The sequence below is a fragment of the Tardiphaga robiniae genome (genome assembly GCF_001618955.1).
Lineage (GTDB): Bacteria > Pseudomonadota > Alphaproteobacteria > Rhizobiales > Xanthobacteraceae > Tardiphaga > Tardiphaga robiniae_A.
In genome coordinates, this window is record NZ_LVYV01000020.1 from 1 (window position 1) to 23,725 (window position 23,725).

Annotated in this window: 24 protein-coding genes; 15 read left to right on the forward strand and 9 right to left on the reverse strand. The window is 62.0% G+C overall.

All coding sequences use genetic code 11. From position 1 onward, the window contains the following. Nucleotides 1-627: 627 nt before the first annotated feature. Complete coding sequence (gene panC, locus A4A58_RS17455) at nt 628-1,479, reverse strand: pantoate--beta-alanine ligase (RefSeq protein WP_068734371.1); 852 nt, start codon at nt 1,477-1,479, stop codon at nt 628-630. Between the two features lie 234 nt (nt 1,480-1,713). Here panC and A4A58_RS17460 point away from each other — a divergent pair, with 234 nt between their 5' ends. The 6 genes from A4A58_RS17460 (at nt 1,714) to A4A58_RS17485 (ending at nt 6,073) form a co-directional block, all read left to right on the forward strand. After that, complete coding sequence (locus tag A4A58_RS17460; protein WP_068734373.1) at nt 1,714-2,637, forward strand: division plane positioning ATPase MipZ; 924 nt, start codon at nt 1,714-1,716, stop codon at nt 2,635-2,637. 397 nt (nt 2,638-3,034) lie between these two features. Beyond that, entirely contained in the window at nt 3,035-3,925 is an 891-nt protein-coding gene (locus A4A58_RS17465; protein ID WP_068734375.1) for an alpha/beta fold hydrolase, read from the forward strand. A gap of 46 nt (nt 3,926-3,971) precedes the next feature. Further along, nucleotides 3,972-4,190, forward strand: a complete 219-nt coding sequence (locus A4A58_RS17470; protein ID WP_068734377.1) for a hypothetical protein — start codon at nt 3,972-3,974, stop codon at nt 4,188-4,190. Nucleotides 4,191-4,201: 11 nt separating this feature from the next. Beyond that, the gene (locus tag A4A58_RS17475; protein ID WP_068734379.1) at nt 4,202-4,387 is read left to right on the forward strand and encodes a type II toxin-antitoxin system RelE/ParE family toxin; all 186 of its coding nucleotides are present in this window, start codon (nt 4,202-4,204) and stop codon (nt 4,385-4,387) included. Nucleotides 4,388-4,573: 186 nt separating this feature from the next. Beyond that, a complete protein-coding gene (locus A4A58_RS17480) occupies nt 4,574-5,296 on the forward strand; it encodes a hypothetical protein (protein ID WP_068734381.1) in 723 nt (240 codons plus the stop codon). 51 nt (nt 5,297-5,347) lie between these two features. Continuing rightward, the gene (locus A4A58_RS17485) at nt 5,348-6,073 is read left to right on the forward strand and encodes a DnaJ domain-containing protein (RefSeq protein ID WP_068734383.1); all 726 of its coding nucleotides are present in this window, start codon (nt 5,348-5,350) and stop codon (nt 6,071-6,073) included. Nucleotides 6,074-6,290: 217 nt separating this feature from the next. On the opposite strand, the gene A4A58_RS17490 is transcribed toward A4A58_RS17485, so the two are convergent. After that, the gene (locus A4A58_RS17490) at nt 6,291-8,114 is read right to left on the reverse strand and encodes a D-alanyl-D-alanine carboxypeptidase (RefSeq protein WP_068734388.1); all 1,824 of its coding nucleotides are present in this window, start codon (nt 8,112-8,114) and stop codon (nt 6,291-6,293) included. A 398-nt stretch (nt 8,115-8,512) separates the two neighbouring features. Here A4A58_RS17490 and A4A58_RS17495 point away from each other — a divergent pair, with 398 nt between their 5' ends. Continuing rightward, nucleotides 8,513-8,848 (forward strand): phasin family protein, encoded by a 336-nt coding sequence (locus tag A4A58_RS17495; protein ID WP_068734393.1) that lies wholly within the window; start codon nt 8,513-8,515, stop codon nt 8,846-8,848. 69 nt (nt 8,849-8,917) lie between these two features. On the opposite strand, the gene A4A58_RS17500 is transcribed toward A4A58_RS17495, so the two are convergent. Continuing rightward, nucleotides 8,918-10,297: a TadE/TadG family type IV pilus assembly protein gene (locus A4A58_RS17500; RefSeq protein WP_068734395.1), complete on the reverse strand. Its 1,380-nt coding sequence runs from the start codon at nt 10,295-10,297 to the stop codon at nt 8,918-8,920. A 512-nt stretch (nt 10,298-10,809) separates the two neighbouring features. Between A4A58_RS17500 and clpS the strand changes: the two genes are divergently transcribed. Beyond that, nucleotides 10,810-11,142: an ATP-dependent Clp protease adapter ClpS gene (gene clpS / locus A4A58_RS17505; RefSeq protein ID WP_068734422.1), complete on the forward strand. Its 333-nt coding sequence runs from the start codon at nt 10,810-10,812 to the stop codon at nt 11,140-11,142. A 252-nt stretch (nt 11,143-11,394) separates the two neighbouring features. Continuing rightward, nucleotides 11,395-13,794, forward strand: coding sequence for an ATP-dependent Clp protease ATP-binding subunit ClpA (clpA, locus tag A4A58_RS17510; RefSeq protein WP_068734397.1), 2,400 nt, complete (start codon nt 11,395-11,397; stop codon nt 13,792-13,794). 84 nt (nt 13,795-13,878) lie between these two features. On the opposite strand, the gene A4A58_RS17515 is transcribed toward clpA, so the two are convergent. Next, nucleotides 13,879-14,229 carry a PilZ domain-containing protein gene (locus A4A58_RS17515; RefSeq protein ID WP_068734400.1) on the reverse strand — a complete coding sequence of 117 codons (351 nt, stop codon included), beginning with the start codon at nt 14,227-14,229 and terminating at the stop codon, nt 13,879-13,881. Between the two features lie 146 nt (nt 14,230-14,375). Next, on the reverse strand, nt 14,376-15,311 hold the full coding sequence (locus A4A58_RS17520; RefSeq protein WP_068734402.1) for a glycine/sarcosine/betaine reductase selenoprotein B family protein: 936 nt from the start codon (nt 15,309-15,311) through the stop codon (nt 14,376-14,378). A gap of 90 nt (nt 15,312-15,401) precedes the next feature. On the opposite strand from A4A58_RS17520, the gene A4A58_RS17525 reads away from it, so the two are divergent. The 5 genes from A4A58_RS17525 (at nt 15,402) to tsaA (ending at nt 19,125) form a co-directional block, all read left to right on the forward strand. Beyond that, nucleotides 15,402-16,373, forward strand: coding sequence for a lytic transglycosylase domain-containing protein (locus A4A58_RS17525; RefSeq protein ID WP_068734404.1), 972 nt, complete (start codon nt 15,402-15,404; stop codon nt 16,371-16,373). A 91-nt stretch (nt 16,374-16,464) separates the two neighbouring features. Continuing rightward, the gene (locus A4A58_RS17530; RefSeq protein ID WP_068734406.1) at nt 16,465-17,199 is read left to right on the forward strand and encodes an AzlC family ABC transporter permease; all 735 of its coding nucleotides are present in this window, start codon (nt 16,465-16,467) and stop codon (nt 17,197-17,199) included. Continuing rightward, on the forward strand, nt 17,196-17,540 hold the full coding sequence (locus tag A4A58_RS17535; protein ID WP_068734408.1) for an AzlD domain-containing protein: 345 nt from the start codon (nt 17,196-17,198) through the stop codon (nt 17,538-17,540). The genes A4A58_RS17530 and A4A58_RS17535 overlap by 4 nt, the downstream gene beginning before the upstream one ends. Nucleotides 17,541-17,631: 91 nt before the next feature. Beyond that, nucleotides 17,632-18,618, forward strand: coding sequence for a Bug family tripartite tricarboxylate transporter substrate binding protein (locus A4A58_RS17540; RefSeq protein WP_081421926.1), 987 nt, complete (start codon nt 17,632-17,634; stop codon nt 18,616-18,618). Between the two features lie 15 nt (nt 18,619-18,633). Continuing rightward, nucleotides 18,634-19,125 carry a tRNA (N6-threonylcarbamoyladenosine(37)-N6)-methyltransferase TrmO gene (gene tsaA / locus A4A58_RS17545; RefSeq protein WP_068734410.1) on the forward strand — a complete coding sequence of 164 codons (492 nt, stop codon included), beginning with the start codon at nt 18,634-18,636 and terminating at the stop codon, nt 19,123-19,125. 233 nt (nt 19,126-19,358) lie between these two features. Here the strand turns inward: tsaA and A4A58_RS17550 are convergent, their stop codons facing one another. The 4 genes from A4A58_RS17550 to A4A58_RS17565 form a co-directional block, all read right to left on the reverse strand. Further along, the gene (locus A4A58_RS17550) at nt 19,359-19,778 is read right to left on the reverse strand and encodes an HIT family protein (protein ID WP_068734412.1); all 420 of its coding nucleotides are present in this window, start codon (nt 19,776-19,778) and stop codon (nt 19,359-19,361) included. Nucleotides 19,779-19,849: 71 nt separating this feature from the next. Further along, the gene (locus A4A58_RS17555; RefSeq protein ID WP_192855916.1) at nt 19,850-21,085 is read right to left on the reverse strand and encodes a GNAT family N-acetyltransferase; all 1,236 of its coding nucleotides are present in this window, start codon (nt 21,083-21,085) and stop codon (nt 19,850-19,852) included. A 102-nt stretch (nt 21,086-21,187) separates the two neighbouring features. Then, on the reverse strand, nt 21,188-21,934 hold the full coding sequence (locus A4A58_RS17560) for a glycerophosphodiester phosphodiesterase (protein ID WP_068734418.1): 747 nt from the start codon (nt 21,932-21,934) through the stop codon (nt 21,188-21,190). A 27-nt stretch (nt 21,935-21,961) separates the two neighbouring features. After that, nucleotides 21,962-22,429 (reverse strand): RidA family protein, encoded by a 468-nt coding sequence (locus A4A58_RS17565; RefSeq protein WP_068734420.1) that lies wholly within the window; start codon nt 22,427-22,429, stop codon nt 21,962-21,964. 254 nt (nt 22,430-22,683) lie between these two features. Between A4A58_RS17565 and A4A58_RS17570 the strand changes: the two genes are divergently transcribed. Continuing rightward, nucleotides 22,684-23,559: a cell envelope integrity EipB family protein gene (locus tag A4A58_RS17570; RefSeq protein WP_081421927.1), complete on the forward strand. Its 876-nt coding sequence runs from the start codon at nt 22,684-22,686 to the stop codon at nt 23,557-23,559. The last annotated feature ends 166 nt before the right edge of the window (nt 23,560-23,725 follow it).

The following is a 23,725-nucleotide window of genomic DNA, read 5'->3' on the forward strand; positions in this document are numbered from 1 at the left end:
GCCATGGCGAACGATCCGATCACCAAAATTACAGTCCCAAGGCGAAGGGACAGGGTGCCTCAAGCGAGTAAGCCGAACGCGTTTTGACCTGGTCGTCCGTCACTTGATCTGCAGGGTCTTGCCATCCGAAGGCGAACCGTGCCGCCTGTCCCAGTGGTATCCTGACCACAGACGATCCGGCCTGCCCGAAGACAGCCCTCACCCACATCTCCCGTGACGCCGCATCTCCGGCGTCCACCGCATCCCACCCCGCGAACGTGACGATCGCGATCGCCCCTCTCGGTGGGGCAGGACGGAGGGGAATATAAACCTGATGGGGATGCTGTCAATGGAAGATAGGAAAATATGTTTGATGCTGCTTGTCGCCCCAGACTGTCATTCCGGGGCGCGTGCGCGCCTTCGCGCACGCGAACCCGGAATCCCGACCTGTTTTGTGCTGAACATGTCGGGATTCCGGGTTCGCACTACAGCGGCTCCGCCGCTTTCGTGCGCCCCGGAATGACAAGCTTAGATCGGGATTCCCCGCCACTCCAAGTGAAGTGGCTGAGGTTCGCACTGCAGCGGCTTTGCTGGCGACGTGCGCCCTCAGGCACACCAATTGGTGTGCCTGAGGAATGACGAGGTGGACTACACCCCGATATTGTCGATCAGCCGCGTCTTGCCGATCCTTGCGGCCACCAGCAGTCGCACCGGGCCGTCTTTCATCGAGGTCATTGGCGCCAGTGACTCCGCATGGCGCGCTTCGAAGTAGTCGAGTGCGAAGCCCGCCGCGGTGATCATCGCGGCGCCGCCCGCCATGGCGGTCTCGAAACTATCGCCCGCCTTCAGGCGCTTCGCGGTTTCCTTCATCGCGCGATACAGCACCGGCGCCGTGGCGCGGTCTTCCGGCGAGAGATAGACGTTGCGCGACGACATCGCGAGACCGTCGCGTTCGCGCACCGTGGTTGCACCGGTCACCTTGACGCCGAGATCGAGATCCCGCGCCATGCGCGTCACGACCTTGAGCTGCTGGTAGTCCTTCTCGCCGAAGAACGCCATGTCCGGTCGCACCTGCGTGAACAGCTTGCCGACGACTGTCGCGACGCCGCCGAAGAAATGCGGGCGGAAGCGATCTTCGAGATCTGCGGTGGCCGGGCCTCCGGTCGTGATCTTCGTTGCGAAGCCTTCCGGATACATGACCTTGGCGTCGGGATTCCAGATCAGGTCGACGCCGGCTTCGGTGAGTTTGGCGACGTCGCTCTTCCAGGTCCGCGGATAGGAGCCAAAGTCCTCGGTCGGGGCGAACTGCGTTGGATTGACGAAAATCGACACCACGACCTTGCTAGTGCGGCGCTGGGCGAGGCGCACCAGCGAGACATGACCGTCGTGCAGTGCGCCCATGGTCGGCACCAGGCCAATGGTCGCCTTGCGTGCTCGCAGGCCTTCGAGCGCCTTGCGAAGGGCAGGCAGGGTGCGGGCGACGATCGGGGTGCGGGGCATTGCGGCTCGTTCTTGTTGTTGGCTGCGGCGGGTGAGGGCGTGCGCGCCCTGCTTATCAAAGCTCGCGGGATCACCCAAGCCTCACGATACCGGGCTGGCGGGTGTCCTGATGCCGCAACCGGCCGCCGGGATTCATGATTAAGCGCGGCTGATCGCCCGCAGAGCAGGATGCCCCTGTATTTAGCTTGACCCTTGCCACGCCTCGCGATTTGAAGATGATCGAAGGATCGCGCGATGTTAATGCAAACCACCCAAGGTCAGTCCGGCACGGCGCATGTGATCGTGCTCGGCAATGAGAAGGGCGGGTCGGGCAAATCGACCACTGCGCTTCATATTGCCGTGGCGCTGCTGAAAGCCGGTCAGCGCGTCGCCACCATCGATCTCGACAGCCGTCAGCAGAGCTTCACGCGCTATATCGCCAACCGCGCAGCTTGGGCGCAGAGCGCCGGACTTGCGCTGGAAGTGCCGACCCATAGCTGCGTCAAGCTCGGCGAGACGATGCAGATCGCCGACAACGAAGCCTTCGAACTCGATCAGTTCATGACCGCGGTGAGCGCGGTGGAGCGTACCCACCATTTCATCGTCATCGACACGCCTGGTAGCGATACCTATCTGATGCGGTTGGCGCATTCGATGGCCGATACGCTGGTGACGCCGATCAATGACAGCTTTCTCGACTTCGACGTGCTCGGCGCCGTCGATGCCGCAAGCTACAAGGTGACCGGCGAGAGCCACTATTCGAAGATGGCGCGTGAGGCGCGGCGCAAGCGCCGCCAGCACGATGGCTCGACCACCGACTGGATCGTGGTGCGCAACCGGCTCTCGATGCTCGGCTCGCACAACAAGATGCTGGTCGCCGGCGTCCTCGATCAACTCTCGCTGCAGCTCGGTTTTCGCGCCATCGACGGTCTCGCCGAGCGCGTGATGTATCGTGAGTTCTTCCCGCGTGGCCTGACGGCGCTCGACGATCTCAACGAAGCCACGCTCGGGCGTCGCCCGAGCATGGGCCATGTCACGGCGCGCGAGGAAGTCATCGAACTGCTGCGCAAGTTGAAGCTGCCGCTCGATGAGCGTGGCCGTCGCCGAGCCGCCAACCGTGCCGAGTGGTTTGCCCAGGTCGACAAGCCGCTGGACGTTCACGACATCCTTGGCAACTGAGTCGCGTTCACTGTGTAGAGCCAGCGCTGCCCGTTCGGCAGGCTATGAACGATCCCGCACTCAACTTCGCCGCGATAGCACAGGTATCATTTTCTTTTACCAGGGAACGAGTCACCCGTTCGACAGTTGATTTGTCGTTGAAAACAGGGCGTTTTTGAAATTCCGATCCCTTGCGAAACTTGTTCAAAATCGCTCAATTCGACCATGGCTTTCTTTAGCAACTGCACAAGAAACGGGTGCGGCGCACAATAACATGGCTCGGAATTCACAATATTTAGCCTTTCTGTCACCGGGCTGTGACATATATGCTGTTGAAGCAGCCGCTTGAGGGTCATCCGACCCCATAAGTGCTGTAGCCGGCTGAGACTTATCTCTAGCTGGCCGATCAGGGACGAACATGAAACGCGGACTTCTCATTCTGCTTTCGGTTTGCGTGCTGACCACCGCCGCGTATTTCACCGCGTCGAAGTGGGCCATTCGGCATGAAACGCTGACGTTCTTCGACGCGTCGCGTAATCGTCCTGTGCAGGTCGACATTGCCGTTCGCCGCGATAAGGAAATGCAGGCCAATGCCGGCATGCTCACTCTGCCGGTCGCGGTCCTCAATCACGGTAACACCGTCAAGTTCACCGAATACTCGTTCCTCGCGAACGTGTTTGCGGCGCGTGGCTATATGGCCGTCAGCATCCAGCACGATCTCGATACCGACGCTCCGCTCGTGACCAAGGTCGGCGAGCTCTATGTCGGCCGTCTGCCGGTCTATGAGCGTGGCGTTCAGAACATCAAATACGCGGTGAAAGAGCTGAAGAAGATTCAGCCGAACTCCGACTACGATCATCTGACGCTGGTTGGCCATTCCAACGGCGGCGATATCTCGATGTTCTACGCCAAGGAATTCCCGGATGACGTCAAGAAGGTCGTGACGCTGGATAACCTGCGCGTGCCGTTCATGACTGACGGCAAGTTCAAGATCCTGTCGTTCCGTTCGCATGACTCGGTGTTCAAGCCGGATCCTGGTGTCGTGCCGGATGACGAGATCTGCGAGAAGGCCGGTATCACGGTCGTCAACACCGGCGCGCAGCACACCGACATGAGCGATCGCGGTCCGGAAACCTTGAAGACCAGGATTCAGGGGCTGCTCGACAAGTTCCTTGACGACGACAGCAAGCTGTCGCCGGTCACCGGCAAGCCGAAGATCATCGAGCAGCCCGCTCACCAGAGCAATGCGCAGGATCCTGGCAAGACTGACCCGAACAAGATCGCGCAGTATACGCCGAGCGTGAACTGATCTGAATCCGGTCGCATGATGCGACCGGATTTGCTATAATTCGGCAATGTCCAAGCTTCTTGAAGAGACCATTGCGAAGGTGAGGACGCTGTCTGCTTCCGAACAGGATGCGGCGGCATTTGCGTTGATCGACTACCTCGACCACCGGCAAGAGATGCAGCTGACAGATGAACAGCTCGCCGAAGTCCGGAGACGTCTTGCGGATCCTCACCGCGTGCTTGTGTCTTATGAAGAAGCGCGTAAGCGCTTCGGCCTCCCAATTTAGGCGCAGGCTCGATGAAGATTGTCTTCGATGAGAAGGCGATCTCTGATCTGGAAAATATCCGTCAATGGATCGCGCGTGAAAGCCCTTGGATGGCAACCAGGGTTATCGAAGAGCTGTTCAGCAATATCTGGAGTTTGTCTGTGTTTCTGCACGGGGGAGACGGGGCTTGGAGCCAGGGACGCGCGAACTCGTCGTGACGGGACTGCCATATATCGTAGTCTACAAAATATATGACGATGTAAGCCAACTGGTTGTAGCTGCGGTTTTTCATACGTCTCAGGGGCGGAGTGAGGCCGAGGATTGAAAGCAGGTGTGCTTCTTCGACGCCATTGACCGCGCCGCCTGTGCCCGCCACATGAAGTTTGCAGCAAGCGCGAGTTCAAATGGCCAGCGATCCCACCATTCCCACATCAAAGACCGATACGCTGACCCAACCGTCGGCATCGGCCGACATCGCAGCATTTGTAGCGAAGGCGAAAGCCATGGCGCCGCATGCAGCGGGCGGGCGCGGGCGGCTGGTGTTTGCACTCGATGCCACCATGAGCCGGCAGCCGACCTGGGATATGGCCTGCACGCTGCAGGCCGACATGTTTCGCGAGGCGGCGTCGATCGGCAGTCTCGATATCCGTCTCGTCTATTTCCGTGGTCTCAGCGAGTGCCGCGCGACCGGCTGGATTTCGGACACCGCACAACTGGCGCGGCTGATGGGCAAGATCGCTTGCCAGGGCGGTCAGACACAGATCGGCAAGGTGCTGTCGGAGACGCGGCGCGAGGCGGTGGCCTCCGGCGTACGCGCGCTGGTGTTCGTGGGCGACGCCATGGAGGAGTCCGTTGACGAGCTCTGTGCACGAGCCGGCGAGCTCGGCCTGCTGAAAGTACCGGTCTTCATGTTCCAGGAAGGGCAAGACCCCGCAGCCGAACAGGCGTTTCGCGAGATTGCCCGGCTGACCGGTGGCGCCTGGTGCCGGTTCGATCCGGGAGCCGCTGCGCAGCTCCGCGAATTGCTGCGCGCGGTAGCCGCCTATGCCGCTGGCGGACGTGAGGCGCTGACGCGGCTGGCGTCGTCGGCGCCGGGTGCGGCAAAGCTGCTCGGCCAGATGCGATAAACGGTCTGCAAAACCGTTTCGCGGATCGCGGCAACCGACTATCTATCCCTCATGCCTACTTTGATCGCCGGCGCGCTCGCCGTCTTCGTGCTCTATATGCTGCTGCAGATGTTCCGCTCGGCCAACCCGGCGCTGCTGGCGCGCGGCATCAAGCTGGTCGGTGGTGTGCTGGCGCTGGCCGTAGCGGCCTTCACCGGGATCAAGGGCGAACTGGCGGTGGCGATCCCGCTCGGGATCTTCGGCGCGGGTCTCTTGGGCTGGGCGCCGTTCGGCACCGCGGGCTTCAGCAATATCGGCGGCATGTTCGGAGGCGGGACCAAATCGTCCGGCCAGACCTCGCAGGTCCGCTCGGCGTTTCTCGACATGACCCTCGATCATGACAGCGGCCAGCTCAGCGGACGGATCGTGGCTGGCCCCTATGCCGGGCAGTCGCTCGATGCATTCGACCTGCCGCAACTGGCGGCGATGATGGCCGGCTTCGACGCGGAGAGCGTGGCGCTACTTGAAAGTTATCTTGACCGCCGGTTTCCCGCCTGGCGTCAGAACGCGCAGGGCGATACGGCAGGGCGGCACGACCGCGCGGCGTCGAGCAGTAAAATGACGGAAGAGGAGGCTTATCAGATCCTTGGCGTGAAGCCGGGTGCGACCCGCGACGAGATCAGCCGCGCGCACCGATCCCTCATGAAGAAACTGCATCCCGACCAGGGGGGCTCGACGTACCTGGCGGCCCGAGTCAACGAGGCCAAGGACACTCTGCTTCGCACGCATCGCAGCTAACTCCAGCACGCTTTTACGCTACAACTGCGAGCAGCTTCCGTTTCTCTGAGAACGCCCCATCGCCCGCCGTTGTCCGGCATGGTCGATCAATCCCCGTCTGTATTTTGTACTGGCTAAGTCTTGACGAGAAGTTGTCACCACGGGGATTTATGGTGACCAAAAGCAAAATGGCCGGGACAATGTCCCGGCCATTTGCGTATCCGACGGTATCAATCGATCAGTTCTTGATGGTGATGCAGGAGATCTCGGAACGCTTCAGCGTCTTGCAGACGGCTTCGGCTTTTTCGCGGTCGAGGCCGGCGAAGCGGGCGCGGTAGAGTTTCCTGTCGCCCTTGCCGACGACGGCTTCAGTGAACGGGTCGGCCTTGCCGAGCAGGCCGCGGGCCTGTTCACGCGCGGCGTCGAGGCGGATCCGTGCCTCGCTCTCGCTCTCCAGTGCACCGACCTGGATGATCCAGCCGGTGTGGATCGCGGCGGGTTTGATGGCGCCGCCCTGTTGTACCGTCTGCGGAGCGGGAGCCTGAGGGGCTGGCACGTTACGCGGGGCAGGGTCGGCATAGGCCATCTGGGTGCCGCCCTGAGCGCTTCCCTGGGCCGGCAAGACGCCGAGAAGTCCATTGCCGGTCCCGAAGCCTGCCGGCTGGCGCGGCATCTCCGAGCGGGCATAGAGCGAATTGGTGGTCTCGGGCGAGCGGGCGGTGGTTTCTGGGCGCGCCGTGATGGCATTGGTGGCGGCGGGAGGGGCGGGCTGCTCGCCGCCGGCGGAGGCCAGCTTGTACTGGCCGGACTTGACCTGAACGGTACGGACCCGAACCGGCTTCATCGGCTCTGACGAGCCTGGAATGGTCGAGATGGGCTCGGACTGGATGACGCCGCTGTTGAGCGGGCCGGGCTCGGGCTTGCGGGCCTGCGGCATCGGCGCTGCCGGAGGCAGCGCTGCGGTGGCGGCGGCGAAGACGGACGGGCGCGCCGCTGGCGCAGCGGGACGAGCCGGGAGCTCGGAGACGGGTTCAGCGACGACCGGCGTTGCAGCAGCCACCTGGATGGCGCCGTTGACCTGTTTGGTATCGGTGGGACGCGCCTGGGCCTCGGCTTCGGCGACTTCGGTCGCAGCTTCGGACGGATTGCGCTCGGTGATCGCGGCCACGGTGCGGCGGGTGGCACCCTTGTCCAGGTTCTCGGCAAGCAGGTTGCGCATGGCCGCGTCACGGGCGCCGCCGCTGCGGCCGCCAAGCACGACGCCGACCAGATGGCGGTTGCCGCGCTTCATCGACGAGACGAGGTTGAAGCCGGAGGCGCGGGTGTAACCGGTCTTGATGCCGTCGACGCCTTCGACTGACCCGATCAGGCGGTTGTGGTTGCGGATGTTGCGGCCGCGATAATTGAAGGAGGCGGTGGCAAAGTAGCGGTAGTAACGCGGGAAGCGATCCTGGATGGCGCGGCCGAGTACCGACTGGTCGCGCGCGGTGGTCACCTGCGCATCATCAGGGAGGCCGGAGGCATTGCGATACACCGTGCGGCTCATGCCGAGCGCGCGGGCCTTCTTGGTCATCAGCTTGGCGAAATCGTCTTCGTCGCCGGCAATGGCTTCGGCGATGACAACGGCGGCGTCGTTGGCGGAGCGGGTCACCAAGGCCTTGATGGCGTCCTCGACGCGCAGCGTCTGACCAGGGCGCAGGCCCAGTTTGGTCGGAGCCTGCACGGAGGCGTGCTGCGAGACGTCCATTTCGCTGTCCAGCGTGAGCTTGCCGGATTCCAGCTTCTCGAACAGCATGTACAGCGTCATGATCTTGGTCAGCGACGCCGGATGACGCGAACCGTCGGGATTGTTGGACGAGAGAACCGCACCGGAATTGCCATCGACTATGATCGACGAGAAAGCGGGATTGTAGCTCGAGACGCGCGCGACGTGGCTTCGCGATTTATGTCGGCGGCGGGCATCCGCGCTGTCAGTCGTAAAGATGACCGCGATGCTGAGAGTTGCCAGCCCAAGAGCGCACACCCGCAAGGTGCGCGACGAAGCAAACGTTGTGCGAAGCATGGACTTCCCCGTCAGATCAGTCTCATTCCCCGGATCGTGAGGCTAAATTATGCCCAACAACCGGGGATGTGTCTCAGTTTTAAGCGTCAGCCTGAGCGGTTCTCTCGGCGGGATGGCAGAAGCATACGCGGCCATTCTGGCTAAGAGTATGTACTCATGCAGTTTTTGGGCTTTTGGACCCCAACGCACCAATGCAAGAAATCAGGGTAGGTCCGGCGAGTTTCCAAAAGGTTAAGCAACCCTTGCCAACCACCCCTGCATTTATCGCCAATGGTAAAAATTGTGCATCGCACAGGATTCTTGACGTCATTGTGCACCGCACGATAGATGGGCAGGTCAGATCAGACCGGGGCCCACCCGGCCGCGGCTGACCCGTTCAATCCGGGAAAGGATTTGCAGTGATCAAGGTCGAAGACATCCAGCAGTACGGCAAGGAGCAGTTCGAGAGTGCTGTCGCATCGGCAGCCACGCTTCAGAACGGTGCACAGGCTATCGCTGTCGCGGTTGGCGACTACACCAAGAAGTCGTTCGAGGACGGCAACGCCTTCGTGACCAAACTGTCCGGCGTGCAGTCGCTCGACAAGGTGCTCGAAGTGCAGACCGAATACGCCAAGTCGGCCTATGAATCCTTCGTCGCTGAATCGCACAAGATCAGCGAACTTTATGTCGATCTCGCCAAGCAGGCCTACAAGCCGTTCGAAGGCTTCGTCGCCAAGATGACCCCAGCGCGCTAAGCGATACGGTTCTCAAATCAAAACGCCCGGCCTGATGGCCGGGCGTTTTTGTTTGTGGTGCGCTCGGTCTTACTTGGAGACGCGGAGCTTGTTCAACGAGTTGCCAATCGCTGTGAATGCGGTGGCGATGCCGCTGGCGGTGCTGGTCGGATAGAAGTTGCCGCTGTCGGCGCAGTACTTGAGCACGGCCGATTCAGGATCTCCGTCGGTGTTGACCTGGATGGTATAGATCACGGTCTTTCGCTTGCCATCGACAAGCTCGGCCTTGATGTTGTCGCACAGAATTTGTTGGCGAGTGTCGATCGCTGGCGTCCAAGTGGTACCATCGCCATACATCCGGCTGCCGGTGTTCAGGCCGTCCGACAGCAGAATGATGGCATCCGTATATTTGTAATTCGAGTCCTTGGCAGGTGTGGGGAAGGGGTCTCCGGTCTGCAGCATCTGCCAGGCCCAGGCCATCCCGATCAGCTGATTGGTGCCGCCCGATGCATCGAGGTCACCGATCATTGTCTTGATGGTCTGGACGTTGCTGGAGCCATACGCTGTGGTCATGGGCAGAATCTGCGGCGGACAGCTTTGGGTGCCTTGCTGCACGTAGAACATTGCCGGGAAATATGTCGATGTACCAGACGGTGCGTCCTTGGTCGTGTCATAGGACTCGTTACGGTCCTCGACGCAGCCCTTCCAGGAGTTCTTGTTCGTTGACGTAGTCCAGGTACGGCCGTTGGCCGTACACCTTTCCTTGGACATCGAGAAGTTGTTGTTGTCGCAGTTGCCGAGCTGGTCCCATCGAAGCCAGCTGGCGTTCTTGTTGGCAACGCCGACATTGACCATCTGCGCGAATGGTATGACAGAGATGTAGACGTCTTCGGTCATACGCGCGTTGGCACTTAGCGTGTCGATCAAACTCTTGGCGGCCGTCTTCATGGCCGCCAATTTGCCATCGTCATTCATCGACCCGGTGACGTCGAGCGCCATGGCAACGCGCATGCGCGTCGAGCCCCAGGTCGTGGTCGAGCCGCTGCTGATCCCCATCTGCGGGAAGCCGACCATCTTCATGAAATCGGTTGCGACGGCACCGGAGCCGTTGACCGTGACCGTGGAGCCGTCCTTGGTGTTGGTCGTGTAGCTCGCCGTCACCGTGATCTGGCCGGCATTCGTATTCGTGTACAGCGCTTTGAAATAGGCGGTCGCCTTCGAGGTGACGTCGGCTGCCGACAGGGTCGGGTTCGCGGACAGGTCTTTCGAGACCATCAGGGCTGCGGAGTCCAGCGCCGCCTGCATCGCAGAGCGGGCAGCGTTGACACGGGAGTAGTCGACGGCGGCGCCCACGAAGCCGAGCAGGGGCACCAGAGCGACGGCGAAGGTTATCGCGATATTGCCGCCGTCGTTGCGTGCAAATCGGGATACGGTGCTCTTCGCCTGGCTCAAAATCGATTGAATAAACATCGTGACCGCCAATGGTGGGTTCCTGGCAGTCATTTCGGGGCTGGCGGCTAAACAGGTGGTAAAGGTGTCCTCAGAAAATCGGTAAAAGGCCGACTATTGGTATGCCGCGGCGCCAGCGTCCGGTATCATCGTGAACGACGTTTAAAGAGTCGGTTTGCTGATCCGGTCAAATCGAGCACGATCGGTTAACCCTGACCGGGCCGAGGGGCGACCGGGCCGGTACGTGGTGGGCCATTCAGTGTGCTTGCGAGATCGACTGCAGGAACCCATATTGGCTGCGTCGGTCCTACAACGGACAGCGTCGCGCCCATGCGGCGACCCGGGGCGCCTCCTTGCCCGAGGCGTCCGGCAGCACGTCGTGGCTGGGGACGCGGTCAATTCGGGGCTGGCCAATATCCGCTAGGGACTTTTATACAGGCGCTATGTTCCAGAAACCTTCGAAATTCATGCCTGACGGCATCCTGATGCCTGTGGCCGGCGCCCCCGACGATCGCCGCCGGCAGCCGCGTGGCATGGCAGAGGACGACAACCGGTCCAATGCGCCCGGTGGGCCGGCCACCTCGGTCATCACCAAGGTCAAACCCAAGACCAAGCGTCCCAACCTGTATCGCGTGCTGATCCTCAACGACGATTACACGCCGATGGAATTCGTCGTCCATGTGCTGGAAAAGTTCTTCCAGAAGGACGCCGAGGCGGCGACGCAGATCATGCTCCATGTTCATCATCACGGGATCGGGGAATGTGGCGTTTTCACCTATGAGATCGCCGAAACCAAAGTGACGCAGGTGATGGATTTTGCGCGTAAGCACCAGCACCCTTTGCAATGCGTGATGGAAAAGAAGTAGCCTCGCGTGAATTCCCGGAAACTGGGAACGGGTCTTGCATTGAACTGATGTGAGTCGAACGCGGTCGTTCGGCTGCGTCAACAGCGCATGTGACAATGCGCTGGAATGAACAGACGTGCTCTGCGGACACGTCACAACAAGCAGCGGGAACCAGCCTTTCACCACGATCAGACATCACTATATGTGAGAAAGGTTCTTGTTGCCTGACCCGGCAACGACGATCATGATGGTGGGGGCCAACGAGGACGCGGAATGCCAACTTTTTCTCAAAGCCTTGAACAATCGCTGCATCGGGCGCTCTCGATCGCGAACGAGCGACATCACCAGTATGCGACGCTGGAACATCTCCTGCTGTCGCTGGTGGATGATAGCGACGCCGCGGCGGTGATGCGGGCGTGCAGCGTCGATCTCGACAAGCTGCGCGGAAGCCTTGTCAATTATCTCGAAACCGAATTCGAAAACCTGGTGACGGATGGCGCAGACGATGCCAAGCCGACCGCCGGTTTCCAGCGCGTGATTCAGCGCGCCGTCATTCACGTGCAGTCGTCGGGTCGCGAAGAAGTGACCGGCGCCAATGTGCTGATCGCGATCTTCGCCGAGCGCGAAAGCCATGCCGCGTATTTCCTGCAGGAGCAGGACATGACGCGTTATGACGCAGTGAATTACATCAGCCACGGCATTGCCAAGCGGCCGGGCGTTTCCGAGGCGCGGCCGGTGCGTGGCGTCGATGAAGAGACCGAGACCAAGAACGGCGACGACGCCAAGAAGAAGGGCGAGGCGCTCGACACCTATTGCGTCAACCTCAACAAGAAGGCGCGTGACGGCAAGATCGATCCGGTGATCGGGCGTACGGCCGAGATCAACCGTGCGATCCAGGTCCTGTGCCGTCGGCAGAAGAACAATCCGCTGTTCGTCGGCGAAGCCGGCGTTGGCAAGACGGCGATCGCCGAAGGTTTGGCCAAGCGCATCGTGGACAGCGACGTGCCGGAAGTGCTGTCGGCGGCCACCGTGTTCTCGCTGGACATGGGCACGCTGCTGGCCGGCACGCGCTATCGCGGTGACTTCGAGGAGCGCCTGAAGCAGGTGCTCAAGGAACTCGAAGCGCATCCGAATGCGATCCTGTTCATCGACGAAATCCACACGGTGATCGGCGCCGGCGCCACCTCGGGCGGCGCGATGGATGCCTCGAATCTGCTCAAGCCCGCTCTGGCTTCGGGCGCGATCCGCTGCATGGGCTCGACCACCTACAAGGAATATCGCCAGCACTTCGAGAAGGACCGCGCTTTGGTGCGCCGGTTCCAGAAGATCGACGTCAACGAACCGACTGTGGAAGACGCGATCTCGATCCTGAAGGGCCTCAAGCCGTATTTTGAGGACTATCACAAGCTGAAATACACCAATGAGGCCATCGAGGCCGCGGTGCAGCTGTCGTCGCGTTACATCCACGACCGCAAGCTGCCGGACAAGGCGATCGACGTGATCGACGAGTCGGGTGCGGCGCAGATGTTGGTGGCCGAGAGCAAGCGCAAGAAGACCATCGGTATCAAGGAAATCGAGACCACGATCGCGACCATGGCGCGGATCCCGCCCAAGAGCGTGTCGAAGGACGATGCCGAGGTGTTGCGGCATCTTGAGTCGACTTTGAAGCGCGTGGTGTTCGGGCAGGACAAGGCGATCGAAGCCTTGGCGGCATCAATCAAGCTGGCGCGTGCTGGCTTGCGCGAGCCAGAGAAGCCGATTGGCAGCTACCTGTTCTCGGGCCCGACCGGCGTCGGCAAGACCGAAGTGGCGAAGCAGCTGGCGTCGTCGCTGGGTGTCGAGCTCATTCGGTTCGACATGTCCGAATATATGGAGCGGCACACCGTGTCGCGCCTGATCGGCGCGCCTCCCGGCTATGTCGGCTTCGACCAGGGTGGTCTGCTCACCGACGGCGTGGACCAGCATCCGCATTGCGTGGTGCTGCTCGACGAAATCGAGAAGGCGCATCCTGATCTGTACAATGTGCTGCTGCAGGTGATGGATCACGGCCGGCTGACCGACCACAACGGCAAGCAGGTGTCGTTCCGTAACGTCATCCTGATCATGACGACCAATGCCGGTGCCGCCGACATGGCACGTGCGGCCTTCGGCTTTACCCGCGGCAAGCGGGAAGGCGAGGACCAGGAGGCGATCAACCGGCAGTTCGCGCCGGAATTCCGCAACCGCCTCGATGCGGTCGTGTCCTTCGCACATCTGAATTCGGATGTGATCGGCATGGTGGTGGAGAAGTTCGTGCTGCAGCTGGAAGCCCAGCTCGCAGATCGCGACGTCACCATCGAACTGTCCGACCCCGCCAAGGCCTGGCTGATCCAGCACGGCTATGACGAGCAGATGGGTGCGCGACCGATGGGCCGCGTGATCCAGGAGCACATCAAGAAGCCGCTGGCCGACGAGCTGCTGTTTGGCAAGCTCAAGAATGGCGGCCATGTCCGCGTCGTTCTGAAGAAGGACGAGGCGGTGCTTGGTGTTGAGCAGGAGAGCATCGGCTTCGAATTCGTCGACGGTCCCGTGACGCCGAAGCCGGAGAAGCTGCCGGCGAAGCGCGGCGCAGCGAAGAAACCGAAGTCGGGCAAGGGCTCGGGTTCGGCTAAGGGGCCGCTGGAGAAGGCGTAAGCCACCGGGCGATTGAACAAATGAAAACGGCCGGTGAGCGATAACCGGCCGTTTTTGCTTTGGGCTACTGGATCGTGCCGAGCTTTACTGCCCCAGCAGTTTCTGAATCTGCTTTTGCAATTCGCGCTTTTTCTTCTCGCTCTTGCGCAGGCGCTCTTCGATGTCGGAGCTTTCCTTGCTCTCCACCGGCGGATCGGTGAAGGCGACGCCGACGATGTTGTCGCGCCACCAGACGATCCTGGCGAGGAACGAACGACCCTTTCGCGCGATGTTGAGCGTCAGCTCATCCTTCGGCAGCCGCGCGCCGCTTCCAAATTCGATGCGGGCGCCGTCTTCGGAAATGTCGCGCACGACACATTCCTTGGCCTTCTGGTCCTTGGACGCGACGGCACCGTAGATCACCTTGTCCCTGACGTTCTTGCGCCGCTCGTCCATGTCCTGAGGTCCCCTGAGGTTACAGGCGGGGACTGTACGCAGTTCCATCCGCCGGGGAAGGCTCTCGCGCGGATTGAGCGGATTTAACGTAAACCAAAGTTAAGGGCGATCGCCGAAAGACGGGGTGATTATCCCCGCAGGGTGGTTCAGGCCGCTGTCTCGCGCAATCCGCGGGCAATGTCCTTCTGCTTGTCGAATTCGGCCCGCCGGCGCGCCAGTTCCTCGGCGCTGAGCAGGGCGACATTGTTGTAGTCGCGCTTCCAGACCGCGTCCCTTGCCCAGCGCTGCGGCGACTGCAGGGTGGTCTGAGGACCGACGGCGGATTCCAGCAGGCGCAGGGCCAGTTCCAGGGTTTGCGCCTGTGAGGCCTTGTCGCGCGGCTTGCCGGCGGAATTGCCGAGGGGGAAGTCGCTGAACAGAAAACGGGGCACGGCAGCGTGTTCGACGATGTCCTTGGCGCAGCCCGTTACCACGGTGGCAATGCCATTGGCCTCTAGTTCGCGGGCGACGAGGCTGATGGTCTGGTGACAGACCGGACAGTTTGGCACCAGCACCGCGACATCGACACCATCGGCCTTGGCGCGCTTGACGATCTCCGGCGCGTCGGTCTCAAGGGTCACGCGATGGCTGCGATTGGTCGGCGCGCCATAGAAGCGCGGCGCGACACTGCCGATGCGGCCCGATGCCGCGAGTTCACGCAGCGCGGGCAGGGGAAACCAGGTGCCACTGTCGTCCGCCCTCGTGTGCACGCGATCATAGGCGATGTGCGAGATGCGAAGATCATGATCAACCGACGTATCGCCGTCATAGACCTCATAGAACTTGGCGCCGCCGTTATAAAGCGCACCTGGACCCTGATCGCCCTTGGCGGGATCGAAGGGCGCGGCGGTGGTGACGATGGCCACGCGCGACTGCGCCAGCGGTTTCTTGAGCGGCTGGAACGGCGCGTCGATGTGATGGGCCCAGCGATAGGGAACGTCATAGCCGATCGCCTGATAATAGGCGCGGGTGCGGGCCATATACTGGATCGGAACATCGTCGTCGCAGGCAAAGCCGGATGTGTCGTCGCGCGCGTCGGCCATTGTTTGCACTCCCGCTTTTGCCGTCTTTCATTCATAGCTAGCTGCTGGGGTCTCGCTGTCAAGGCGCGGGGAATCCGCGCGGGATCAGGCATGGCGTTCGGAAGCATCATCGGCCGGATAATTTGCCTCGGGGCGCTATTGCTTGCGCCGGTCGCGGGCGTGCGCGCCGAAGAGCTCCCGATCAGCGAATTGCCGAAGCCCGGCGCGGACCGGATGTTGCCGATGGCGGCGCCGTCGAAGCCAAATCTGGCACGTGACAGTGACGCACGCGAGTCGATGTGTCTGATGATCGAGTCCGCGGCGCGGGCCAACGATCTGCCGCTGGAATTCTTTGCCCGCGTGATCTGGCAGGAGAGCCGGTTTCAGCCCGATGCCGTGGGTCCCGTGACGCGCAACGGCCAGCGCGCGCAGGGCATCGCGCAATTTATGCCGGGCACGGCCAATGAGCGGCGTCTGCTCGATCCGTTCGATCCGGTGCAGGCGCTGCCGAAATCGGCGGAGTTTCTCAGCGAGCTGCGCAACCAGTTCGGCAATCTCGGCCTCGCAGCTGCGGCCTATAATGCAGGACCGCGCCGCGTGCAGGACTGGCTCGACGGTAAGGGATACATGCCCGGCGAGACTCGCAACTACGTCTCCGCGATCACCGGCGCGACGGTCGAGGACTGGCAGGCCACCGGGCGTAACGGCAAGATGCCGCCGCGTGCCGCGACGTCGAGCTGCCGTGAATTGATGGCGCTGCTGCAGCGCGCGCCCAATCCCTTCGTTACGCAACTGGAAGCGCGCGTGAAGCTCGGCGAAAACAGGCCGTGGGGTGTGCAACTGGCGGCAGGCTTCAATCGTGATCGTGCGTTGATGTCCTATGCGCGCGTGATGTTGCGCTTGCGCACGGTGGTCGGCGAACGCGATCCCAACCTGCTGAGTTCGCTGTTCCGAAGCCGCGGCACGCGAACCTTCTATCAGGTCCGGATCGGGACCGACACACGTGACGAGGCCAACGATCTCTGCGGCAAGATCCGCCGTGCCGGGCAAGGCTGCCTCGTGCTGCGCAACGGCAGAGCGTGACTGCGGCCACCCTATGCATTGACGCCTCTTGACGCCGACGGCTTTCGGCAGCCTATGACAGGCCGGATCAACCAATAAGAAACAAACACACGTGTCGCTTCCTGCACTGGATTCACCGAGATGGCAGGGCAGTGCGGCGGCCTTTCTTTACGGCATGCGGTCGATCACCACGACCATCCTGACGCTGGTCTTGTTCGCAACCTATATCGGCATCGGCGCGCTGGCCCATGACACGCATTTCAGCCTGTTCTGGGCATTGGCCAGCACGCTCTTCGTCTGGGCCGGTCCCGCACAGATTATTCTTCTCGTCGCGCTCGGCTCCGGCGCCACGGTCATTCAGGCGGCGCTCGCGGTGACCGTGAGCGCGATCCGTCTGTTTCCGATGGTGGTGTCGGTGCTGCCGATGCTGCGCATGCCGGAGACCAAAAAGCGGCAACTGATCCTGCCATCGCATTTCATCGCAGTGACGCTGTGGGTGGAATGCTTCCGATTGATGCCGCTGGTCCCACGCGAGCGACGCATCGCCTTCGTCAACGGTCTCGGCCTCGGACTCGTCTTGTCGTCGCTGACCGCGACGTTCATCGGCTATCATCTCGCAGCCAATCTGCCGCCGCTGTTCGGCGCGGCGATCCTGTTGCTGACGCCGCTGGCGTTTTTGCTGTCGACGGCGCGCAACTGCAAGCAACTCGCCGATGTCGTGGCGCTCGTGCTCGGTCTCGCGCTGTTTCCTGTCGTGTCGCTGTTCAACACCGGCGTCGACATCCTGATATCAGGCGTTTCGGCCGGGACCATCGCCTATGGCCTGCATCGCTGGAGGCGGCGGTGAGCGACTTCATCGGCGACTGGCACGCGCTCCTTGTGCTGCTGCTGGCGGGTTTCCTCCCCAATGAGGTCTGGCGCATGCTTGGCCTGTGGCTCGGCGGCGGCGTCGACGAAGAGTCCGAGATATTGGTCTGGGTGAGGGCGGTGGCCACCGCGATCCTCGCCGGCGTCATCGCGCAAATTCTTGTCGTGCCGCCCGGCGCGCTGGCGAGTATTCCACCGCCGTTGCGCTATGGCGCGGTGGCTGTCGGCCTCGTCGTCTTCGTCGCTTTCCGGCGCTCGATCTTTCTCGGCGTCGCATGCGGGGAGCTGGTGATGGTCACCGGCAAATACATCCTCGGTTGATAGACGACAGCGTCAGGCTGCATCGGCCTTGTATGACTGCGTGAACGCGATAGTCTCCGCTCAACTTGAAAATAAGGGGTTGGGAGACGATATGAGATTGCGCGCAAGTTCTGTCTTGATAACCGGCATCGTCATCGCTGTGCTGGGTTTTGCCGCGCCGCTCGCCCGTGCGGCGGAATATCCGACGCGCACGATCAAGCTCGTGGTGCCCTATGCAGCCGGCGGGCCGACCGACGTGCTCGCGCGTCTCGTGGCGGATTATCTCGGCCGCGACCTCAAGCAAACGACGATCGTCGAGAACAAGCCAGGCGCGCAGGGCGCCATCGCCGCCGAAATGGTGACGCGTGCAGAGCCCGATGGCTACACGCTGTTTGTCACGGCCGCGTCCATCATGGTGCTCAATCCGCTGCTCTACAAAAAGCTGTCCTACGATCCGCAGAAAGATCTGCGGATGCTGACGGTGGTCACCGATCTGCCTGTGGTGATGGAAGTGCATCCGTCCGTACCGGCCAAGACGGTGAAGGAATTCGTGGCCTACGCGAAGGCCAATCCCGGCAAGCTGAATTTCGGATCGGCCGGCACCGGCGGCACGATTCATCTGGCGGGCGAGATGTTCAAGCAGATTGCCGGCGTTGAGATGACCCATGTGCCCTACAAGGGCGCGGGACCAGCGCTGACCGATCTTCTCTCCGGCAATATCCAGGTGATGTTCGATACGCTCTCCACGGCGCTGCCGCCCGTGAAGGCCGGGTTGCTGCGCCCGCTTGGCGTCAGTTCGAAGGAGCGCAGCCCGGATCTGCCTGATGTGCCCACCGTCATCGAGAGCGGATATCCCGATTATCACGTCGGTGTCTGGTTCGGTCTGGCGGGATCGTCGAAACTGCCGGACGATGTCGTGAAGACCGTGATGGCCAGTATGGATCGCGCCCTGAACGACAATGCGTTCCGCGCCTCGCTGGAAAAGATCGGCTTCCCCGTACTGCGGCCGAAGACGGTCAAGGAGATCAACGAATTCGTTGACGAAGACCGGGCACGGTGGTCGAAGGTGATCAAGGCGCAGAACATCTCGCTGGATTGATCAGAATGGTGACCAATGGTTCGTGAAAGTGAAATCCGCGCCGGCGAACTCGCCGTCGATGCACCGAAGCCGAACCATGCAGGTCTGGTCTATATCGGGCGCATCCGCACGCCTTGGACGTCGCGGCTGGAAACGCCGCGACAGGGCCGCCATGACGGCCCGGTGTGTCGGCTCGAGATCTTCGAGCCATGGGTGGCGGGGCTGAAGGATCTCGACCTCTACAAGCATCTCGAAGTGATCTACTGGCTGCATCTGTCGCGTCGCGACCTCGTGCTGCAGAGCCCCAAGAACGACGGCAATGCGCGCGGCATCTTCTCGCTGCGCACGCCGGTGCGGCCAAACCCGCTCGGCACATCCATGGTGAAGCTGGTGGGGATTGAGGGATCGACCGTGCTGGTGCGCGGGCTCGATTGTCTCGACGAGACGCCGCTGCTGGATGTGAAGCCCGACCGCTGCGAGTTCACGCCGCTGGCGCCGCCGCAGCCGGGGGACTTTCAGACGGAGTAGGGCTTAACCTCTCCCCGCTCTTTGCGGGGAGAGGTCGATATGCGCGCTTCGCGCGCGTTTCGGGTGAGGGGCCTTGCACGGCCGCGCCACAGTCTAATTCTCTCGGGTCGGTTATCGTAGAGGGCGCGGGCTATCCGATAGATCGCAATCTTGGTTGATCGTGTGCCTTGCCCCTCACCCCACCCCTCTCCCCGCGCAGAGCGGGGAGAGGGAGCGCACGGCCGGTGCGTAGCCTACAGTGCCGCGATCAGTTTCGTCGCGTTGTCTTCCAGCACCTTCGGGTCTTCCTTGCGCGATGCCGGCGGCAGCAGGCCGACATTGTCGTGGCGTGGCATCACATGCATGTGCAGGTGAAACACCACCTGGCCGCCGGCGGCTTCCGAATATTGCGCGACGGTCATGCCGTCGGCCTTGAAGGCCTGTTTGCAGGCGGCGGCGATCTTGTGGGCGGCGCGGATCACATGGGCGTAATCGTCCGGCGTGATGTCGAAGATATTGCGCGCGGGTGCCTTGGGGATCACCAGCGTATGGCCGGGGGAGCGCGGCATGATGTCGAGGAACGCCAGCACGTGGTCGTTCTCATAGACCTTGTAGCAGGGGAATTCGCCGCGCAGGATCTTGGCGAAGATGTTGTTCGGGTCGTACGCGGTCATGGAATCCTCCGGGAAATTTCGGCGCAAATTTTGGCGACTGTCGCCGCCAGAGGGGAGCCGGTCAAGACGGCTTAATCCTGCTCGTCGCCCTTCCTGAACGGGCCGGCTTCGGTCAATTCGCGGACGGCCTCCGCGACATATTCGCGCTCGCGCTTGAGATATTCGCCGACCGCCTGACGCAGTCCGCGATCGGCGATGTAATGCGCCGAATAGGTAGTTTGCGGCAGATAGCCCCGTGCAATCTTGTGTTCGCCCTGGGCGCCGGCCTCGACGGTCTTCAACCCGCGGCGGATCGCGAAGTCGATGGCCTGATAGTAGCAGACCTCGAAATGCAGGAACGGGTGATGCTCGATGGCGCCCCAGTGGCGGCCGAACAGCGTATCTGAGCCAATGAAATTGATGGCGCCGGCGATCCACTTGCCGTCGCGTCTGGCCATGATCAGCGCGACATTGTTGCTCATGTTCTCGGCGATCAGCGCATAAAACTCGCGTGTCAGATAGGGGCGTCCCCATTTGCGCGAGCCGGTCTCCATGTAGAAGGCGAAGAACGCGTCCCATGCATCTTCGGTGATGTCGCTGCCGGTGAGGGGGTGGATGGTGATGCCATTGGCCAGCGCATCGCGGCGCTCGCGTTTGATCGCCTTGCGATGGCGCGAATTCAGCGTTGCCAGGAAATCGTCGAAGGTGGCGTAGCCGTCATTGCGGAAATGAAACTGCTGGTCGGTGCGCTGCAGGAAGCCGCGCGCGGCGAGAAATTGCCATTCGCTCTCGCGCGCGAAGGTGACATGGACAGATGACGCATCGGTGGCCTCACACAGACCGACGAGGCCGCCGGCCAGCGCCGCGCCGACGCGTTCCACATCGACGCCGTCGCGGATCAGCAGGCGCGGACCGGTGGCGGGCGTGAACGGAACCGAGGCCTGCAGCTTCGGGTAATATTGCCCGCCGGCGCGCTCATAGGCATCGGCCCAGCCGCGGTCGAACACGTATTCGCCCTGCGAGTGCGATTTCAGATAGCAGGGCACGACACCGACGATGCGGCCCTCGCTTTTGGCGATCAGATGGCGCGGACCCCAGCCGGTGCGCGCGCAGGCCGAATTGGATTTCTCGACGGCCGTGAAAAAGGCGTGGGACACGAACGGGTTGTAATTGGCTTTTGAGGCGCAACCGTTGGCCGCCGGGGCCAGCGTATCGAGGCTCTCGATGCCACCGAGATCGGCATGGCCAGTGGCACAGGCATCCCAATCCGTGGCCGGGATCTGGCTGATGGACGCCACTGCTTCGAGCGTAATTTCCGATGACGTCATCAATCACTTGAACCGGTCATGTGCGATCAACCGTCGCGGCGACCGCTCCTAAGATTGTGCATCGCGCCGGACACTTCAAGTCCCGGCGGCAACGCCCTCAGTTTACGGCACGAAGCCCTCGAAGGTCATCTGGTCGGCATAGCGGGCGGTGATGGCGCGCTGTTCCGGCGTCCGCACGGTCCAGGTCAGCAGCGCGCAGCCGAACAGGTTGCGGGCGATCCAGGGCGCCGGGGCCGGCAGTTCCTTGACCCAATAGGAGACAAAATGCGGCCGGGTACGGAAGGCGTGGCGGAGATGGCGCATGCCGTCACGCTGGGCCTGTGTCAGCGCCAGCCACTCGCCGTCGTCATAGGTGCGCTGGGCGGTGATGCCGCGCGGGATCCCGCGAGCGATCTCGCGCATCGCAAGAACCTGATCGGGATCGAACGACATCCAGGCAACCGGCCCGCGATAGGTTTTCAGAATCTCGGCGACGCGGGCAACCAGTTTGCGATCACCATCGAAGTGGCTCTTGATCTCGATCACGAGCCCGACGCGGCCATCGATCAGAGCGAGCAGATCGCCGAGCGACATCATGCGCTCGGGCGTGTCCTTGAAATTGATCCGCTTGAGTTCGGTGGAGGTCTTCGCGAGCAGGGGGCCGGAGCCCTCGGTCAGGCGGCCGAGTTCATCGTCATGGTGCACCATCGCCTCGCCATCGGCGGTGAGTTGCACATCGGTCTCGATGCTGAAATTGCCTGATATGGCGGCGTGCATGGCGCCGGGCATGTTCTCGATAATGCCGCGGGCAGGGTCGTGCAGGCCACGATGCGCGACCGGCCGGGCGATGAGCCAGTCAGGTGCGCGCATCGGGATTGTCCTTGAATGCGTCCTGGATCAGACGACTTCGAACACGGCATCGACCTCAACCGCGCAATCGGCGGGCAGCGAGGCGACGCCGACAGCGGCGCGGGAATGACGGCCCTTGTCGCCGAAGGCGGCGACCATCAGGTCCGATGCGCCATTGATGATTTTCGGTGCGTCGATGAAATCCGGCGTGGAATTGACGAAGCCGCCGAGGCGGACGACGCGCGCAACCTTGTCGAGATCACCGAGCGCAGCCTTGACCTGGGCCAGGATGTTGATCGCGCAGCCGCGGGCCGCGTTGACGCCCTGTTCGAGGGTGACGCCGGCACCGAGCTTGCCCTTGGCGATCAGCTGGCCGTCTGCGCCCATGCAGATCTGGCCGGAGATGAACAGCAGATTGCCCGTGCGGACGAAGCCTACATAGTTCGCCACCGGGCTCACCGGCTCGTGAAGCTTGACCCCCAAATCCGCAAGTTTCTGCTCGACCGTTCCTGCCATCGTGATTCCCCAAATGATTGATGAAGTGCCCGAACAATGATCCCCAAAGGGTTCAGGCACCGTTTGTTTCACCCATACAGCACTCCCACGCAAGTGATGATCCGGCGATACCGGAGCGCCCCCTCGTCACAGTGCGGGTTTAGCGAGATTTGCTGCAGAATATGGCATTTCCGCAGTGCGAATCCGGCGCGGCCGTAGTTGCGACGCAATAAGGCGCTCTCTATTGTTGTAGTTCCAGAATCCAGGGAAAACCCATGCGCCGCATTTCCTCCGTTTCGCGCCTCCAGGCCGCTTCGCTGGCACTGACCATGGCGACCTTCGTGGCGCCGGTGTCGGCATTCGCGGCTCCGCCCGCTGCGGGCACGCCGTTCGTCGCGCATCAGGCGCTGTATGAGTTGAAGCTGTTGAAGTCGCGGGGCAATGCCAGTGTTAACAGCGCCAGCGGCCGCATCCTCTATAACTTTACCGGCAGCGCCTGCGAAGGCTACACGTCGGATTTCCGTCAGGTTTCGGAGCTGAACAGCGGCGAGGACAAGACCACGCTGAGCGATCTGCGCTCCACCAGCTGGGAAGCTGGCGACGGCAAGAGTTATCGGTTCAAGATCGACACCCGCATGAATGATGGCGATGCCAGCGCCGTCGACGGCATGGCGGAGCGCGAGGGCGATCACGTCACCGTCAAGCTGAAGCAGCCGGTGGCGAAGACCTTCACGCTGGAGGGTTCCACCGTATTTCCGACCGAGCAGATCCACCGCATCATCGCGGCCGCACGCGAAGGCAAGTCGGTGCTGGAACTGAATGTCTATGACGGGTCGGATACGGGCGAGAAAGTCTACAGCACGCTCACGGTGATCGGGCAGGCGATCACCGGGGATCGCAAGGTCAACGAGCCCGATCCCTCGACCGGCGATGACGGCATGAAGAAGCTGACGCGCTGGCCGGTCACCGTCAGCTATTACGACAAGTCAGCCAAATCCTCCGACGGCGGTGAGCAGACGCCGGTCTATGCGATGTCGTTTGAACTCTATGAGAACGGCGTCTCGCGATCGCTGATGCTGGACTACAATGACTTCGTCATCGGCGGGGCCATGAGCAAGTTCAATGTGAAGGACAGCAAGCCTTGTAAGTGAGGGAGCTGGTGAGGAGGAGCTGTCAGCTCCGTCCTCTCAACTGTCATCCCCGCGAAGGCGGGGAGGTGGATTCCCACTCGAAGTGCAACAGCTGTCGAGCAAAGAGCTCAGCGGGGGTGTGCCAGTCAAGGCACTTTCGGGGTGTGCTGTTGTAAGCCAGAACGGC

Bases quoted from the DNA above. Each gene is read 5' to 3' on its own strand.
- panC (WP_068734371.1), bottom strand. From the start codon at position 1,479: ATGCCCCGCACCCCGATCGTCGCCCGCACCCTGCCTGCCCTTCGCAAG.
- A4A58_RS17460 (WP_068734373.1), top strand. From the start codon at position 1,714: ATGTTAATGCAAACCACCCAAGGTCAGTCCGGCACGGCGCATGTGATC.
- A4A58_RS17465 (WP_068734375.1), top strand. From the start codon at position 3,035: ATGAAACGCGGACTTCTCATTCTGCTTTCGGTTTGCGTGCTGACCACC.
- A4A58_RS17470 (WP_068734377.1), top strand. From the start codon at position 3,972: ATGTCCAAGCTTCTTGAAGAGACCATTGCGAAGGTGAGGACGCTGTCT.
- A4A58_RS17475 (WP_068734379.1), top strand. From the start codon at position 4,202: ATGAAGATTGTCTTCGATGAGAAGGCGATCTCTGATCTGGAAAATATC.
- A4A58_RS17480 (WP_068734381.1), top strand. From the start codon at position 4,574: ATGGCCAGCGATCCCACCATTCCCACATCAAAGACCGATACGCTGACC.
- A4A58_RS17485 (WP_068734383.1), top strand. From the start codon at position 5,348: ATGCCTACTTTGATCGCCGGCGCGCTCGCCGTCTTCGTGCTCTATATG.
- A4A58_RS17490 (WP_068734388.1), bottom strand. From the start codon at position 8,114: ATGCTTCGCACAACGTTTGCTTCGTCGCGCACCTTGCGGGTGTGCGCT.
- A4A58_RS17500 (WP_068734395.1), bottom strand. From the start codon at position 10,297: ATGTTTATTCAATCGATTTTGAGCCAGGCGAAGAGCACCGTATCCCGA.
- clpS (WP_068734422.1), top strand. From the start codon at position 10,810: ATGGCAGAGGACGACAACCGGTCCAATGCGCCCGGTGGGCCGGCCACC.
- clpA (WP_068734397.1), top strand. From the start codon at position 11,395: ATGCCAACTTTTTCTCAAAGCCTTGAACAATCGCTGCATCGGGCGCTC.
- A4A58_RS17515 (WP_068734400.1), bottom strand. From the start codon at position 14,229: ATGGACGAGCGGCGCAAGAACGTCAGGGACAAGGTGATCTACGGTGCC.
- A4A58_RS17520 (WP_068734402.1), bottom strand. From the start codon at position 15,311: ATGGCCGACGCGCGCGACGACACATCCGGCTTTGCCTGCGACGACGAT.
- A4A58_RS17525 (WP_068734404.1), top strand. From the start codon at position 15,402: ATGGCGTTCGGAAGCATCATCGGCCGGATAATTTGCCTCGGGGCGCTA.
- A4A58_RS17540 (WP_081421926.1), top strand. From the start codon at position 17,632: ATGAGATTGCGCGCAAGTTCTGTCTTGATAACCGGCATCGTCATCGCT.
- tsaA (WP_068734410.1), top strand. From the start codon at position 18,634: ATGGTTCGTGAAAGTGAAATCCGCGCCGGCGAACTCGCCGTCGATGCA.
- A4A58_RS17550 (WP_068734412.1), bottom strand. From the start codon at position 19,778: ATGACCGCGTACGACCCGAACAACATCTTCGCCAAGATCCTGCGCGGC.
- A4A58_RS17555 (WP_192855916.1), bottom strand. From the start codon at position 21,085: ATGACGTCATCGGAAATTACGCTCGAAGCAGTGGCGTCCATCAGCCAG.
- A4A58_RS17560 (WP_068734418.1), bottom strand. From the start codon at position 21,934: ATGCGCGCACCTGACTGGCTCATCGCCCGGCCGGTCGCGCATCGTGGC.
- A4A58_RS17565 (WP_068734420.1), bottom strand. From the start codon at position 22,429: ATGGCAGGAACGGTCGAGCAGAAACTTGCGGATTTGGGGGTCAAGCTT.
- A4A58_RS17570 (WP_081421927.1), top strand. From the start codon at position 22,684: ATGCGCCGCATTTCCTCCGTTTCGCGCCTCCAGGCCGCTTCGCTGGCA.